Annotated in this window: 17 protein-coding genes; 5 read left to right on the forward strand and 12 right to left on the reverse strand. The window is 46.7% G+C overall.

The window, feature by feature from the left end:
* Positions 1–43: 43 nt before the first annotated feature.
* Both AOC29_RS08100 and rsgA read left to right on the forward strand, forming a co-directional pair.
* Entirely contained in the window at positions 44–1,294 is a 1,251-nt protein-coding gene (locus tag AOC29_RS08100) for a M48 family metallopeptidase (RefSeq protein ID WP_215295431.1), read from the forward strand.
* A gap of 14 nt (positions 1,295–1,308) precedes the next feature.
* Positions 1,309–2,322, forward strand: a complete 1,014-nt coding sequence (gene rsgA / locus AOC29_RS08105; protein ID WP_215295433.1) for a ribosome small subunit-dependent GTPase A — start codon at positions 1,309–1,311, stop codon at positions 2,320–2,322.
* Here rsgA and AOC29_RS08110 read toward each other — a convergent pair.
* The 6 genes from AOC29_RS08110 to rpsP form a co-directional block, all read right to left on the reverse strand.
* Complete coding sequence (locus AOC29_RS08110) at positions 2,267–3,223, reverse strand: CobD/CbiB family protein (RefSeq protein ID WP_215295435.1); 957 nt, start codon at positions 3,221–3,223, stop codon at positions 2,267–2,269. The genes rsgA and AOC29_RS08110 overlap by 56 nt on opposite strands.
* The gene (locus tag AOC29_RS08115) at positions 3,220–3,957 is read right to left on the reverse strand and encodes a CoA pyrophosphatase (RefSeq protein ID WP_215295437.1); all 738 of its coding nucleotides are present in this window, start codon (positions 3,955–3,957) and stop codon (positions 3,220–3,222) included. Before AOC29_RS08115 ends, AOC29_RS08110 begins: the two co-directional genes overlap by 4 nt.
* Before the next feature lie 66 nt (positions 3,958–4,023).
* On the reverse strand, positions 4,024–4,419 hold the full coding sequence (rplS, locus tag AOC29_RS08120; protein ID WP_215295439.1) for a 50S ribosomal protein L19: 396 nt from the start codon (positions 4,417–4,419) through the stop codon (positions 4,024–4,026).
* 136 nt (positions 4,420–4,555) lie between these two features.
* Entirely contained in the window at positions 4,556–5,302 is a 747-nt protein-coding gene (gene trmD, locus AOC29_RS08125) for a tRNA (guanosine(37)-N1)-methyltransferase TrmD (RefSeq protein WP_215295441.1), read from the reverse strand.
* A gap of 27 nt (positions 5,303–5,329) precedes the next feature.
* The gene (gene rimM / locus AOC29_RS08130; protein ID WP_215295442.1) at positions 5,330–5,896 is read right to left on the reverse strand and encodes a ribosome maturation factor RimM; all 567 of its coding nucleotides are present in this window, start codon (positions 5,894–5,896) and stop codon (positions 5,330–5,332) included.
* 91 nt (positions 5,897–5,987) lie between these two features.
* Positions 5,988–6,233 carry a 30S ribosomal protein S16 gene (rpsP, locus tag AOC29_RS08135; protein WP_068948964.1) on the reverse strand — a complete coding sequence of 82 codons (246 nt, stop codon included), beginning with the start codon at positions 6,231–6,233 and terminating at the stop codon, positions 5,988–5,990.
* A 224-nt stretch (positions 6,234–6,457) separates the two neighbouring features.
* Between rpsP and AOC29_RS08140 the strand changes: the two genes are divergently transcribed.
* Entirely contained in the window at positions 6,458–6,988 is a 531-nt protein-coding gene (locus AOC29_RS08140) for an META domain-containing protein (RefSeq protein ID WP_215295444.1), read from the forward strand.
* Positions 6,989–6,993: 5 nt separating this feature from the next.
* Complete coding sequence (locus AOC29_RS08145) at positions 6,994–7,458, forward strand: hypothetical protein (RefSeq protein ID WP_251369965.1); 465 nt, start codon at positions 6,994–6,996, stop codon at positions 7,456–7,458.
* Between the two features lie 38 nt (positions 7,459–7,496).
* Here AOC29_RS08145 and AOC29_RS08150 read toward each other — a convergent pair whose 3' ends face one another.
* The 5 genes from AOC29_RS08150 to AOC29_RS08170 form a co-directional block, all read right to left on the reverse strand.
* The gene (locus tag AOC29_RS08150; protein ID WP_215295445.1) at positions 7,497–9,284 is read right to left on the reverse strand and encodes an acyl-CoA dehydrogenase; all 1,788 of its coding nucleotides are present in this window, start codon (positions 9,282–9,284) and stop codon (positions 7,497–7,499) included.
* Positions 9,285–9,324: 40 nt separating this feature from the next.
* Positions 9,325–10,260: an electron transfer flavoprotein subunit alpha/FixB family protein gene (locus tag AOC29_RS08155; RefSeq protein WP_215295447.1), complete on the reverse strand. Its 936-nt coding sequence runs from the start codon at positions 10,258–10,260 to the stop codon at positions 9,325–9,327.
* On the reverse strand, positions 10,261–11,010 hold the full coding sequence (locus AOC29_RS08160; protein WP_215295449.1) for an electron transfer flavoprotein subunit beta/FixA family protein: 750 nt from the start codon (positions 11,008–11,010) through the stop codon (positions 10,261–10,263).
* Between the two features lie 86 nt (positions 11,011–11,096).
* Entirely contained in the window at positions 11,097–12,749 is a 1,653-nt protein-coding gene (locus AOC29_RS08165) for an acyl-CoA synthetase (RefSeq protein ID WP_215295451.1), read from the reverse strand.
* A gap of 43 nt (positions 12,750–12,792) precedes the next feature.
* Positions 12,793–13,713 carry a histone deacetylase family protein gene (locus tag AOC29_RS08170; protein WP_215295452.1) on the reverse strand — a complete coding sequence of 307 codons (921 nt, stop codon included), beginning with the start codon at positions 13,711–13,713 and terminating at the stop codon, positions 12,793–12,795.
* 47 nt (positions 13,714–13,760) lie between these two features.
* Between AOC29_RS08170 and AOC29_RS08175 the strand changes: the two genes are divergently transcribed.
* Positions 13,761–15,071 (forward strand): lytic transglycosylase domain-containing protein, encoded by a 1,311-nt coding sequence (locus tag AOC29_RS08175; RefSeq protein ID WP_251369966.1) that lies wholly within the window; start codon positions 13,761–13,763, stop codon positions 15,069–15,071.
* Here the strand turns inward: AOC29_RS08175 and cysM are convergent.
* Positions 15,068–15,979, reverse strand: a complete 912-nt coding sequence (gene cysM, locus AOC29_RS08180; RefSeq protein ID WP_215295454.1) for a cysteine synthase CysM — start codon at positions 15,977–15,979, stop codon at positions 15,068–15,070. The two genes, AOC29_RS08175 and cysM, sit on opposite strands and share 4 nt — an antisense overlap.
* Between the last annotated feature and the right edge of the window lie 21 nt (positions 15,980–16,000).

The raw sequence follows: 16,000 nt of genomic DNA on the forward strand, positions 1-16,000 counted from the left end.
CAAAATGACACTTTTACAAATATAATCAAAATATAATGATCTCATGACATTCACAATTATTTTCCTAATCGCTTTTATTGCCAGTTTTGGCCTGCGCCACTGGCTCTCCCAACGTCAAATTCGCTATGTTGCCCAGCATCGAGATGCGGTCCCGACAGAGTTTGCTGAAAAAGTCACTCTAGCCGAACACCAAAAAGCTGCTGACTACACGATCGCAAAATTGCGCTTAGCGATTTTAGAAAACGGGGTGAGCGCCGTCATTTTAATTGCCTTCACATTGTTGGGCGGATTAGAAATCCTCAATCTTGTTCTTCTACAATTACTTGGTGAAGGTATTGCACAACAAATTGCACTGCTAGTATCGATTGTCATCATCTCCGGAATACTGGATCTACCTTTCTCTTGGTACAAACAGTTTTATCTTGAAGAGCGCTTTGGCTTTAATCGCATGAATAAAAAATTGTTCTTTAGCGACATGGTGAAAGGTTTGTCGGTAGGTGGCGCCATTGGCATTCCCTTGCTATGGGTCATCCTCACACTCATGCTCAAGGCTGGCGATCTTTGGTGGCTCTGGGCGTGGGCTGTACTTTCGATATTTAGTCTGTTGATGCAGTGGATCTTCCCAACCTTCATTGCACCCTTATTTAATAAGTTTCAAGCATTAGAAGAAGGTCCACTCAAAACCCAAATTGAGGCCTTACTAAGCCGTTGCGATTTTGCTAGTCAAGGCTTGTTTGTTATGGATGGTAGTAAGCGTAGCGCCCATGGCAATGCATTCTTTGCTGGCATGGGTAAAGCCAAGCGCATTGTGTTCTTTGACACCCTCATTGAAAAACTCAATCCTGGTGAAGTAGAAGCAGTGCTCGCGCATGAGTTGGGTCACTTTAAGTGCAAACATATTCGTAAGCGTCTCATCGTTTCCTTTGCCTTAAGCTTTGCTATGTTTGCATTACTCGGCTGGATCAGCACGCAGGTTTGGTTCTATACCGACCTGGGTGTAATGCCTAATCTGAATGGCTATAATGGCGGTCTGGCTTTAGCACTATTTATGTTGGTCTCGCCCGTATTTAGCTTCTTCTTCACGCCACTAGGAAGTCTTGCTTCGCGTAAACATGAATATGAGGCCGATGGCTTTGCCGCAGAAAAATCATCAGCAAAAGATTTAATTTCTGCCCTAGTAAAGTTATATCAAGATAACGCTGCAACACTGACGCCAGATCCAATCTATACCGCCTTTTATAGCTCGCATCCACCTGCGCCACTGCGTATCGCAAACCTACAGCGCCTTAGCTGATTGCAATTATCGGCATGGAACAATTTCGCGCGCTACTGACTGCTTCCTACGGAAGACATTATTTAGCGCAGCGCCTAGTAGCAGATACCGTAGGGAAAGAATCCCCAAGCGGTCCTTTAATTCAAGTGAGCACTCCCGCTAAGCAGCATATTGGTGCTGTGGGTGATCGTATGTTGCTGGAGATGACATCTGCAGATCAAGCGCGCATTATTGAAATTGAGCCTCGTGAAAATATTCTCTACCGCTCTGACGCTTTTAAAAGCAAAATCATTGCTTCTAACGTCGATCAAATTCTGGTGGTACTAGCAACCCAACCCGCCTTCTCTCCCGACCTCCTGGGCAGAGCGGTCGTGGCGGCTGAGGCCAATCAAATTGGCTTGCATATCCTACTCAATAAATGTGATCTCCAAGATAACTTAGTGCAAGCGCGCAAAATCATTGAACCCTATGCGCGCATGGGCTATCCCGTCAGCGAGGTCTCCGCTAAATTTGACCCCGCTTCGATTGATACACTTCGTCCTGCCTTAGCCGGTAAGGTATCCGTCTTTGTTGGTCAATCCGGCATGGGTAAATCTAGCCTGCTCAATGCTTGGGTACCCAATGCTGCTGCACTCACCCAGGAATACTCCGTGCGCTTAGATACCGGTAAACACACTACTACCGCCTGTCGTTATTTTGAATTACCGGAATCTTGGGGGCGAGATGCAGCCGGCAAATTGGGTGCATTAATTGATTCACCAGGTTTTCAGGAGTTTGGTTTAGCACATATGTCTGTGAGCGAGTTACAGCATGCCTTTAGGGAATTTAAAGACTTGCACGGTAAATGTCGCTTTCATAACTGTGCTCATCAATCTGAACCTGATTGCGCGGTACGTGATGCGGTAGACAGAAATGAAATAGCGCCAGAAAGATTGGCGCTATTTAGACAGCTGCGTTCAGATTCGAAAACAGCAGATACGCAAATTCAGGGAATTAGCCAAGCCAAAGAGCGATGGTCAGCATTAGCAACAAAGCCATCCAAGCGATAACCAAGCGCCATACCAAGCCAACCGCGGAACGCATCGTGCGCTCAGTAGGCTCAAGACCCACTTCATAGATTAAAGGTTCACCGGCCTCAGCCATACGCAGTGCCTCATCACTTTCAGGCTCGCTCAAGGGCTCACCGAGTCGCACGCCTAAGGCACCACTACCTGCAGCCAAGATCACAGCCGATAATGAATCAGACCATTTTTGGGTGAGATAGCGCCAACCATATACTGCACCCTCAAAGTTTCCAACAATCGCAAAGCCCATTGCCGTGATACGCGCGGGAACCCAATCCAATACATAAAAGAAATGACGCGCTGCTTCACTTAAGTTGAAGTCACGCTCAGACCAACGCTGAGCAGCAATATCAGCCAAACGATACAGCACCACACCTGCGGGACCCATTGGCATCATGAACCAAAACAGCACGCCAAACACATGGTGGTGTGAACCAATAATAGCTCGCTCTAACGCTAATGAAATCACTTCTGTCTCAGAAAGATTGGCAGTATCTAACTCTGGGCCATACCATTCACCCAGTGCTGCCCGCGCAGCTGGTAGATCATGCGCTTCAATTGCTTCATGCACCAAAGTAAATGAGTGACTGAATTGACGGAAGCCGAAAAATAAATACGCAATGACGACGTTCCATAAGAAACCAAGAATGGGATAAGTCAACATGCAGGTGACATACACCATAAATACCAAAAAGGTAGGTAGCACAAAAGCAACCAAGCAAGCCATGCGTGCGCCAATTGGACTTGCACCTTCTTCAGACTTGCCACCGAATTCACCAGCGACCCAATCTAACCAACGAGCGCTCATACGCGCAATCCAATGGCTAGAGGTTACTGGGCGATATTGCTCAGCAATGAGGGCGAAGAGAATAGAAAAGAAAGTCATACTTTTAATAAATGATATAGGTTCCGCAACATTCCCGCAGTAGCGCCCCAAATAAAGCGGTTCTCATAAGGAATCGAATAAAAACGACGACCACCCTGCTCGCTTTGCCACAGCCTGATCTGATGGTTGGCTGGATCTAGTAAAAAATGTAGCGGCACTTCAAAAACATCCGCCACCTCAAACTCATCTAAAACATATTCTTCCTGAGCTTGCACCAACCCCACTACTGGTGTGACGCTGTAACCAGAAACAGTCAAATACTGCGGAAGATAGCCAATAATTTCCACCCGTTTAGGATCAAGGCCAATCTCTTCCTGACTCTCCCTCAATGCAGTGTCATCGGGACTAAGATCTTCTGGATCCATCCGTCCACCCGGAAAGCTAATCTGCCCTGCATGATCACGCAAATGATTCGTTCTTTGCGTCAGCAATACTGAGAGGCCATTCTCTTTTAACAACAAAGGGATCAATACCGCTGCTCGCGTTATCTTGCCAGCAGCTTGGCGCTTAGAGATGATATCGGTAGCAATCACATGACGATTCTCATCGGTAATCTCTGGTTGCCACTCCGGTGGATATTGAAGACGGGTCTTTAAGCCCTCTGGCTCGAGAAATTCAGGCGCTACTTTTTTGTCATTGACGCAAACCTCATGAATCGGAATGGCTTCCGCATTAAAGCCTGGAGGCGCAGCGACATTGATTACGTCTTCTTCAGGCTGAGAGGTCTTGGGCATAGTCATATTCTAAGGCAACAAAAAAGGCGACCTAGGCCGCCTTTTTTGTTTGCATCAAAGCAGCAATTATTCAGCAGCTGGAGCAGCCACTGTCTTGGTGCGAGCCTGAAGCTTTTCTTTAATACGTGCAGACTTACCAGAACGATCACGCAAGTAGTACAACTTTGCACGACGGACATCACCACGACGCTTTACTTCAACGCTAGCGATCAAAGGTGAGTATGTTTGGAAAGTACGCTCAACGCCTTCACCAGAAGAAATCTTGCGCACGATAAAGCTAGAATTTAGTCCGCGATTACGTTTAGCAATCACAACGCCTTCAAAGGCCTGGGTACGCTTACGTGTACCTTCAACCACGTTTACGCTAACAACCACTGTATCGCCAGGCGCAAAGCTTGGCAAAGTTTTGTTAGCACTTAAGCGAGCAATTTCTTCTTGCTCAATTTTTTCAATTAAATTCATTTTTAATCCTTAAACATCGTATTAGCGTTTAATCCCGAGACCTAAATCAACGGACCTAATAGAGGATGTAGTTAAAACAATTTCACTAAACCAAAAACCAAACCACTCATTCACAACTGCGCACCATTAAAAGTATTCACAGCGAGCGAAGAAATTGTTCATCTTCTCGGGTTAGCAACCCATTGGCTCTAGCCGATTCAATTAAATCCGGCCTTAACCTGAACGTCAGCTCTAAAGACTTCTGCCGGCGCCAATCCGCTATTTTAGCGTGATGTCCGCCTAAAAGCACGTCCGGCACCGATAAATTTTCATAAATCTCAGGCCTGGTGTAGTGCGGATAGTCCAAAAGACCATTCATAAAGCTATCCTGGGTGGCAGATTCGCCATCTCCGAGAGCCCCAGGAATAAGCCTAATAACCGCATCCATGATGGCCATAGCAGGGATTTCGCCCCCAGACAGCACAAAATCGCCTATGGATATCTGTAAATCGACATTGCGATCCACAAAACGTTGGTCTATAGCCTCATATCGACCACAAACTAAGCTCAGATTGCCGTCATTTAAGATATCTGAGGCCATTTTTTGGGAGAAGCGCTCTCCTTGGGGCGCCAACAAGCAAATGGGGCCCGATTGAGTTCCAGCAGCCTGATGAGCCGCCTTAATCCCTGCAATAGTGTCTTCGAGGGGCTTGGCCATCATGACCATGCCTGGACCGCCCCCATAGGCACGATCATCCACCGTCTTACGCGCATCCAAACAAAAGTCTCGTGGATTCCACAAATGAACACTCGCTAATGATTGCTCACAGGCACGACCAGTGACACCCCACTGCGTGAGTGCAGTAAACATCTCGGGAAATAAGGTCACGACATCAAAGCGCATGGGTTGTTTCTTGAATATGGTTTAGTTTTATTGCCAGTCTAATTGCCAATCAAGCGTAATCACTTGATTTGGCAAGTCGACGTTTTGCACCACTTCTTTGACAAAGGGCACAAGATATTTGATTTCTTTAGAAACAGGATCACCAATAGCAATCACACCATGAGCACCATTTTCAGTGACATCGAGCACTTCACCTAGCGCCTCATGTTGCAAATTGATTGCCTGGCAACCAATCAGATCGACCCAGTAATAAGAATCACTATCCGCTTTTGGAAATGCATCACGGGCAACTAATATGCGCGCACCTTTTAATGCCAAGGCCTGATCACGATCAGTAACACCATCTAATGCAAGCACGACATTACCGCTATGCATCTTGGCGCTCTTCACTTTATATTGCGTCAACGAGGCTTGTTCTACAGATACAGAAACGCCAGCATCCCGACGTGGGATCAAGGACAACCAAACTGTCTTAGAAGAGAGAAGCGCCACAGGGTCTGCTGAGTGAGGTCTAACCTTCACTTGCCCCTGCAAACCTTGCGCCTCAGAAATGGCGCCAAGTTCAATCAAATCATTTAGGGAAGGTGTGCTCATTTGCAAGTCACCTTATTTTCCCAAAATAAACCACCAACAATTTCGCCACTAAATGCATCATCTCAAAGATGAAGCATTTAGCAACAGAATATTAAGCAGCAGGATTGTTCTTAATTAAACGAACAACCGTTGGAGATACTTGCGCACCAACGCCAGTCCAATAAGTCAAACGATCTTGAGCAATGCGCATGGCTTGCTCAGATTCAGCTGCTTGTGGATTGAAGTAACCAATGCGCTCGATAAAGTTCGAGTCGCGACGGTTGCGCTTATCAGTAGCAACAATGCTGTAAAAAGGGCGCTTCTTAGAGCCGCCGCGTGCCAGTCGAATGACGACCATACTTATTCCTTAAAATCTAAAAATGAAAACAGGTTGATTACAACCCAATGAAATTTCTACAAAAATCTTGGGGTCCAGCTCACCAACTAAACGTACGGTAAAGCGGAAAACCTCATATTCTAGACGAAAACCCCTACTTCTTCCACCTATTTAAGTACCCAAGACAGTAGAATAGAATCCAAATCAATATAAAAAATACATATAAATCAATTACTTATACCGATATGGCCAATAAAACAACGCGATCCACCCACAATCGTGGCTCTTTAAATCGCCTCTGGATCGCACTTTCTTGCGTGGGACTAGGGCTTTTGAGCGCTTGCGCAAATGTGATTCCGCCTTGTGGCGCCAAAATTAGTCCTCCGAGCAGCGAACTGCGCAATACCCGGTGGGAGCTCACTCGCTGGAACTTACCCCCCAATAGCAATGGTGAAGTTCGTGCACGCCAAATTCCTCAGGGGGAAGCGAGCAACCCTATTCAAATGAACTTTGATGCGAATGGGCAAAGGGTTAGCGGATCTACTGGATGCAATCGCTTTACTGCGGAGCTGAATGAAGATGCACGAGGCTTTAGCTTAAGCAAAATTGCTAGCACCAAAATGGCCTGCACTCCGCAACGCATGGAATTAGAAAATGATTTCCTTTATGAACTCAATGACTATCGCAGCATCGTTCGCAATGGCGATCAATTACTCATGATCGGCACCGATCGTGAAGTGCTGAGTTTTACCCAACGGCCTGTTACCAATAAATAAAATAAATGAGTATTGATATCTTGATGAAAAAATCCAAACTTCTATTTTGCGCACTCGGATTATTTTTTCCGGGCACTGGCCTCAATTGTTTTTACTTGCAGGGACTGAAATCCTTCTGGTCCTGGACACAGTTACTCGCATTATTTGGAGGCTTTGTTGGCTGGGGTCTACTCAAAGATGCGCACTTTCATTCAGGACCTGGCTGGGTACTGCTGACCTTTGGTTTTATTGCGATTGAGGCCAGCTGGCTCACCACGATTACCTTTGGTTTACGCCCCGATGAAAAATGGGATGCGCAATTTAATCCCGGCATTGCAGAACCTGAGCGCAGTCAATCGGGCTGGCTAGTGATTCTTACTGTCATCTTTTCCTTAGTACTAGGTGCGGGTGTCATGATGACCTTTTTGGCTATAGCCTTTGAGCAATTCTTTATTTCTCAACTCCAAGAAGCCAGAAAGCTATCCCAGTAATAGCAAATAGCTTTCGTGATTTACGAATTGCCAATATTTTAGAACTGCTCAAGCTCTAGTGCATTGGTAGAGTAACCACCTTCAATAATCGAGGTGGCCAAGGCCTGTGCCTGTGGTAGTAAGTTTTCCGCAAAGAAGCGCGCCGTTGTAATCTTCGTCTTATAGAAAGTTGGATCGCTATCGCGCAAACGTTCGGCAGCTAATAAGCCACGTGCCATTTGCCATCCTCCGAAGACTAAACCTGATAAACGTAAGTAAGCAAAGCTACCGGCGTATACCGCTTTAGTGTCCGTCTTTGCATGCGCCAAAATATAAGCAACCGCTTCATCAAACGCAGCGCGCCCAACAGTCAATTGCTTGAGAACTGCTTTCGCATCAGCACTAGCACTAGCTGCTAACTCTTTTTCCGTTTCGGCAATTTTTTGTGACAGTACTTTTGCAATAGCCCCACCATCACGGACAGTTTTTCTACCGACCAAGTCATTTGCCTGAATGGCTGTCGTCCCTTCATAAATCGTCAGAATACGAGCATCACGATAGTGTTGTGCAGCACCAGTCTCTTCAATAAAGCCCATACCGCCATGGACTTGTACACCCAGGCTCGCCACCTCAATCGACATCTCCGTAGAGAAGCCCTTCACAATCGGCACTAAGAATTCATAGATTGCTTGATTTGCTTTACGTACTGCTTCATCTGGTGCAGCATGCTGTGCATCGTATGCAGCAGCAGCATAGTATGCCAAGGCACGAGAAGCCTCTACATAAGCGCGCATAGTCATCAACATTCGTTTCACATCAGGCTGATGAATAATCGCTACGGGGCCAGGAGAGCCAGCGAGATCACGACTTTGAACGCGATCTTTAGCATATTGCACGGCCTTTTGATAGGCGCGCTCTGCGACTGCAACGCCTTGCATCCCCACTGCAAAACGCGCAGCGTTCATCATCACAAACATATATTCCAGACCGCGATTCTCTTCACCAACTAAATAGCCGGTGGCGCCACCATGATCGCCAAACTGTAGTACCGCGGTTGGGCTCGCCTTAATTCCGAGCTTATGTTCAATTGATACACAATGCACATCATTGCGCTCACCTAATGAGCCATCTGCATTAACCAAGAACTTCGGCACTACGAATAATGAAATCCCTTTAACACCCTCTGGTGCATCAGGCGTCCTAGCCAAAACTAAATGAATAATGTTCTTGGCCATATCATGCTCACCGTAGGTGATATAGATCTTAGTCCCAAAGATCTTATAGCTACCATCGCCCTCAGGTACAGCCTTAGAACGCACCATCGATAAATCAGAACCTGCTTGGGGCTCCGTCAAACACATCGAGCCTGTCCATTCCCCAGAAATCATGCTCGGGACAAATTGCTCTTGGAGTTCTGGGCTTGCTGCAGTGAGCAATGCCTCAATAGCACCATCAGTGAGCATCGGACATAAAGCAAAAGAGAGGCTGGCTGAGTGAACCATTTCAAAGCAGGCAGTAGCAATGAGTTTTGGCAAACCTTGACCACCAAATTCTGCCGGATGAATGACGCCCTGCCAGCCAGCAGCAGCAAATTGTTCAAATGCTTCTTTGAAGCCAGGAGTCGTAGTCACTACGCCATCTTTGAATGAGCTTGGCTGTTGATCGCCAGGCCAATTGAGTGGGGCAACGACATCCTGATTAAATTTTGCAGACTCTTCTAGAATTGCTGGCGCAAGATCAACATCAGCACCTGCTTCTGCATAGGATGGGTAAGTCACTACATCTGATAGCCCCGCAAGCTCATTCATTACAAACAACATGTCTTTCACGGGGGCTACATATGGCATTACAACTCCTATGGATTCGAATCAGGTGGGCTATTCAAAATTACGAGAGTGCTTTCGTTAATTCTGGAACAGCAGTAAAGAGATCGGCAACCAAACCATAATCAGCAACACCAAAAATCGGTGCTTCTGGATCTTTGTTAATGGCCACGATCACTTTAGAATCCTTCATGCCAGCCAAGTGCTGAATAGCGCCAGAGATACCTACGGCAACATATAACTGGGGAGCAACAATCTTGCCAGTTTGACCCACTTGATAGTCATTGGGTACATAGCCCGCATCTACGGCAGCACGTGAGGCGCCTAAGGCAGCACCTAACTTATCAGCCAAAGGCACTACTAACTCTTGATACTTTTCGCCAGAGCCTAAACCACGGCCGCCAGATACGATGATCTTGGCTGCAGTCAGTTCTGGACGATCTGATTTAGTCAACTCACGACCGACAAAAGCGGATTTACCTGCGCTATCAGTAGCAGCCACTTTTTCAATCACAGCAGACCCACCAGTAGCAGCAACAGGATCAAAGCCCGTCGTACGCACAGTAATCACCTTCACTGCATCACTCGACTTAACAGTAGCGATGGCATTACCCGCATAGATCGGGCGCTCAAAAGTATCTGCGCTCACGGCCTTAGTAATGTCAGAAAGCTGCGCAACATCTAACTTTGCAGCAACGCGTGGCATGACATTCTTACCGCTAGCAGTAGCAGGTGCCAATAAGTGGCTGTAGTTACCAGCTAGTGACAAAATCTGCGCAGCTAAAGGTTCTGCTAATTGATCCGCTAGATTTAAGGCATCAATCTGGATCACCTTGCGGACACCCGCTATTTGGGCTACGGCTGTGGCTACGACATCAGCACCGTTACCAGCAACTAGTACGTCTACTTCGGGAGAGCATTGCAAAGCAGCTGCAACTGCATTGAAGGTAGCCGCCTTTAATGATTGATTATCGTGTTCAGCTATAACAAGAGCAGCCATTTAAACCACCTTCGCTTCATTTTTGAGTTTTTCAACAAGAGCAGCTACATCAGCAACTATCACACCAGCGCTGCGCTTAGGTGGCTCTTCTACCTTGAGGGTTTTCAGGCGAGGCGCAATATCAACACCCAAGTCTTCTGGCTTCACAATATCAATCGTCTTCTTCTTTGCCTTCATGATATTAGGCAAGGTCACATAGCGGGGTTCATTGAGACGAAGGTCAGTCGTGATAACTGCCGGCAATGACAGTGCAATCGTTTCTAAGCCACCATCTACTTCACGAGTCACAGTAGCTTTACCATCCGCAATCACCACCTTAGAGGCAAAAGTTGCTTGTGGAATATCTAACAAGCTTGCCAACATCTGACCAGTCTGGTTGCTATCGTCATCAATCGCCTGCTTACCGAGAATAATAATTTGTGCTTGTTCTTTTTCTGAAAGCGCCTTGAGAATCTTGGCTACTGCCAAAGGTTGCAACTCAGTATCAGCCTCTACCAAAATAGCGCGATCCGCACCAATAGCTAAGGCTGTACGCAAAGTTTCTTGGCATTGAGTTACGCCTGCAGTCACCACTACAACTTCAGTAGCAATACCAGCTTCTTTGAGTCTGACTGCTTCTTCTACTGCGATTTCGTCAAAGGGGTTCATGCTCATCTTGACGTTCGCAATATCGACACCAGAATTATCTGACTTCACACGTACTTTGACGTTGTAATCAACAACGCGTTTCACTGCAACTAAGATCTTCATCTGACTTTCACAATCCTCAAACGCTTCAAAAACGATATTTATCTAAAAAATCGGGTAACCCTTATTTTACCGCCCTCTCTATTGAACTAGACATCAATAGCAGTGGCCGAGCCAGCCTGCTTGCGCAGCTCGAACTTCTGGATTTTTCCAGTTGAAGTCTTTGGCAGCTCTCCAAAAACAATCGCTTTCGGAACCTTAAAGCCTGCTAAGTGCTGTTTGCAATGGGCGATGATGTCAGCCGGGGTTACCTCGACACCAGGCTTGATTTCTAAGAAAGCGCAAGGGGTCTCGCCCCACTTTGGATCGGGTTTTGCTACCACTGCCGCAGCAATCACGGCTGGATGGCGATAGAGCACGTCTTCCACCTCAATCGAAGAAATATTCTCACCCCCAGAAATTATGATGTCTTTGCTACGGTCTTTGATCTTTACATAACCATCGGCACTCTTTACTGCTAAGTCACCTGAGTGAAACCAGCCACCCTCGAAGGCTTCTTGCGTAGCTTTCTCATTCTTCAGGTAGCCCTTCATTGCAATATTGCCCTTAAACATAATCTCACCCATCGTCTCACCATCAGCGGGAACAGGCTCCATCGTTTCTGGATTGAGTACATCGATCGCTTGTTGCATGTGATAGCGCACACCTTGACGCGCATTCAAACGGGCACGCTCGCTGATATCCACATCATTCCATTCATCTTGTTTAACGCAAACAGCAGCTGGGCCATACACTTCTGTTAAACCATAGACATGGGTTAGATCAAAGCCTAACTTCTCCATACCCTCAATAATCGAAGCGGGTGGTGCAGCCCCAGCAATAAGACCTTTGACACCTGCTGGCACTCCAGCCTTAAGTTCATCTGGGGCATTGACCAAGAGGTTATGCACAATCGGTGCTGCGCAGTAGTGGGTCACGCCATGCTCTTTGATAGCAGCAAAGATATGTTGCGCATCTACGCGACGCAAACACACGTTAATACCAGCACGAGCAGCAATCGTCCAAGGGAAACACCAACCATTGCAATGAAACATTGGCAAAGTCCACAAATAGATGGGATGCTTATTCATATCCCAATCAAGTACATTTGAAACAGCATTAATGGCTGCGCCACGATGGTGATAGACCACTCCCTTAGGATTACCTGTAGTGCCAGAGGTGTAGTTCAAACAAATCGCTTGCCACTCATCAGCAGGTACTTGCCACGCAAATTGAGGGTCTCCTTCTGCCAATAATTGCTCATAAGTAAGCTTGCCTAGCCTCTCACCTGCAACGTCGTACTCTTTTTCTTCGACATCAATGACTAAGAATTCACGACCACTTTCTTTCCTGGCAATCTCTAAAGCTATCTTCATCACCCCTGAAAACTCAGGATCAATAATCACGACCTTTGCTTCGCCATGATTCAACATGAAGGCGATGGACTCTGAGTCTAAGCGGGTGTTTAAGGCATTTAATACTGCACCTGCCATCGGAATACCGAAGTGCGCCTCCACCATCGGTGGCGTATTCGGCAACATGACAGCAACAGTATCGCCAAGACCAATGCCATGCTTTTGTAAGGCGCTAGCCAAGCGGCGGCAACGCTCGTAGGTTTGCGCCCAAGTTTGACGTAACTTGCCATGGATAACGGCAACCTTCTTCGGATAGATCTCGGCAGATCTTTCTAAAAACAAGAGTGGAGTAATAGGGGTGTAATTTGCAGGATTACGATCTAAACCTTGCTCATAAATATTTGCCATCTTTTGCTTTCAATCTTTAAATAACCGTTTTTCTTGTAATGCTTTAAATATCAGCCAAGGCTTTGACATGAGCAACAACGCTACGCCCTAAGGCTGATAAGTTATAACCGCCCTCTAAGCAACTGACAATGCGATTGTTAGCATATTCATGCGCAATCTCCTTCAAGCGCTTGGTGATCCAAACATAGTCATCCTCAACCAAACCCATTTGACCAAGATCATCTTCGCGATGCGCATCAAATCCAGCTGAAATGATGATGAGTTGGGGCTCAAAGTTGCGGAGCACTGGTAGCCATTGCTCTTCCACAATCGAGCGCACCACGTCGCCACGAGTCGCTGCCGGCAAAGGTACGTTCACCATATTGTCAGCACGATCAAGACCGCTATAGGGATAAAACGGATGCTGGAAAAAGCTACACATCAAAACACTCGGGTCATTGAAAAATGCGGCTTCTGTGCCATTGCCATGGTGCACATCAAAATCAATAATGGCCACGCGTTCAAGACCGTAGGCTTCCATGGCATAACGAGCGGCAATAGCCACGTTATCAAATAAGCAAAATCCCATTGAACGGGTAGGTTCGGCATGATGTCCTGGGGGTCTTACTGCACAAAAGACATTTTCAACCTCACCCTTCATGACGGCATCGACCCCGGCAATCGCTGCCCCAGCAGCACGCAAGGAAGCCTGCCATGTATAGGGATTCATGATGGTATCGCCATCGAGCATGGCATACCCACTTTGGGGTGCTTTCTCTTTGACGAAAGCAACATGATCAGGACTGTGCACCAGTTCTAGTTGATCTTCGCTAGCCAATGGCGCATCGAGGTGATGTAAGAAGCGATCTACCCCACTACGAATCATCTGGTCATTGATAGCTTGAATCCTTTCAGGGCACTCTGGGTGATGGCTACCCATCTCATGTTTCAGAAAGTCTGGGTGAGTTATGTATCCTGTTGTCATTAGCTGTAATCCTTAATAGCAAAACTGTATTTTTTATACTCTAATTAATGGTGCTTAATTCTCAACAATCCTTGCTCTGGCGCATGAACTTTCGGGTCTGCTACCTGCTGCTCGCACTGTTACTTGGGGCCTGCTCGAGCACTCCTTCGCAACGAAGTAATACCCAACAACCCATCGTAAACCAAGCCGATGATGCGATCACCGAAGCACGTTATAGCCAAAACTTGAGTACCCTATTGAACCAAGTCTCACAAACCCAAGAAATCCCACTGCAGACCCTAGAAAACGGCTTTCTTGATGCTAAAACGATTCCCTCTATCCGCAAATTGGTATTACCCCCATCGGGCACTTTTAAGAAAAATTGGCTAGCGTATCGCAAACGCTTTATTGAGCCAGTGCGCCTCAAGGCTGGTAAGGCCTTTTGGGATGAAAACCGCGCCTTTTTAAGTCAGGTAGAGCAAGACTCAGGGGTGCCAGCAGAGATGATTGTCGCCATTATTGGAATTGAGACTATTTATGGGCGTCAGACTGGTAATTTTCGAGTCAAGGATGTGTTGTCAACACTCGCCTTCAGCTATCCCGATACCCCTAATAAGCCTGCCCGCGAGCAGCTTTTTAAGGATCAACTTCAAGAACTGATCCTGCTGTGCTGGACAGAAGCTGGCGGTAAGTTGCCAGCCAAAAATAGCATCCGAGGCGTAAATGTGACTCGCTTTAATACCTGCCTCAATCAAAACAGCTCCTATGCTGGAGCGATTGGCTTGCCACAATTTATGCCCAGCAGTATCCGCAGTTTTGCTGTTGATGGTGACGGCGATGGACGCATTGATCTTAAACAAAGTCCTAAAGATGCGATCGCGAGCGTAGCGAACTTTATGAAGCAACATGGTTGGCAAGCAGGCATGCCGATTTCTTTTCCTGTACAAGAAAACGCAATACCAGTTGCGAAGCAATGGGCTGATGGTGAACCACAACTGAAATACACCGTTGCAGAACTAATTGAACAGGGCATCCTATTGCCTCAACAAGGCGATCTTCAAAATGGTGGGGTAGCACCCCAAAGTAAAGCCTTGATTGTGGATCTACCCTACCCTGACAAAGACGGACTCGATCAAGCACAGTATTTTGTGGGATTAAATAATTTTTTAACGATTGTTCAGTACAACCGCAGTTATTTCTACGCTCAGAGTGTGGCAGAGTTTGCAGAAGCACTAGGTTATAAGAACCAAAGCGTAGTACCAGCTACCTTATCAAATGAAGCACTAGTGAAAGCAGCAGATCAAAAAAGCTCTGCAGATAAATCAAAGGTTAAGAATTCAAAGAAATCTAACACCAAGAAAAAAACTAAACCAAATTAAGCAGGGAATACGCCTGTTGATAAATAGCGATCACCGCGATCGCAAACTATGAAAACGATAGTGGCATTTTCCACTTGGCGTGCAATGCGCAAAGCTACCACTAGCGCTCCACCTGCCGAGATGCCGCAGAAGATTCCCTCTTCCACTGCCAAACGTCTTGCCATATCTTCAGCATCTGCCTGCGTGACATACTCAATACGATCAACCCGATCGCCTTGGTAAATCTTTGGTAAATACTCTGGCGCCCACTTCCGAATACCAGGAATCTGTGAGCCATCTTCAGGCTGGGCACCAATAATCTGAATGGCAGGATTCATTGACTTGAGATAAGTCGATACACCAGTGATTGTGCCGGTGGTGCCCATCGCAGAGACAAAGTGAGTGACTTGCCCATCGGTATCGCGCCAAATCTCTGGGCCTGTAGTTTCAATATGGGCCCTAGGATTATCCGGGTTGGCAAATTGATCTAACAATCTGCCACGCCCCTCGCGCTGAAGTTGGAGCGCGTAATCTCTTGCAAACTCCATGCCACCAGATGCAGCAGTCAAAATAAGTTCTGCACCATAGGCCGCCATACTTTGACGTCGTTCAATACTTTGGTTTTCAGGCATTACCAAGACCATCTTGTAACCCAGCATGGCTGCAGTCATTGCTAAGGCTATACCAGTATTGCCACTGGTTGCCTCAATCAAGGTATCACCAGGTTTAATTTCGCCACGCTCTTGTGCGCGCATAATCATTGACAGCGCAGGTCGGTCTTTTACCGACCCGGCTGGATTGTTGCCTTCTAGCTTACCTAAAATGACATTGTTACGATTCTCGTTTTCTAAACCGGGAATACGCTGCAAGCGTACTAATGGGGTGTTGCCCACAGTTTGTGAGATCGTTAGGTAAGAAGGTTTGCTCATGAGCCCATTTTAGCCATAAGC

It is taken from the genome of Polynucleobacter sp. JS-JIR-5-A7, from assembly GCF_018687935.1.
Lineage (GTDB): Bacteria > Pseudomonadota > Gammaproteobacteria > Burkholderiales > Burkholderiaceae > Polynucleobacter.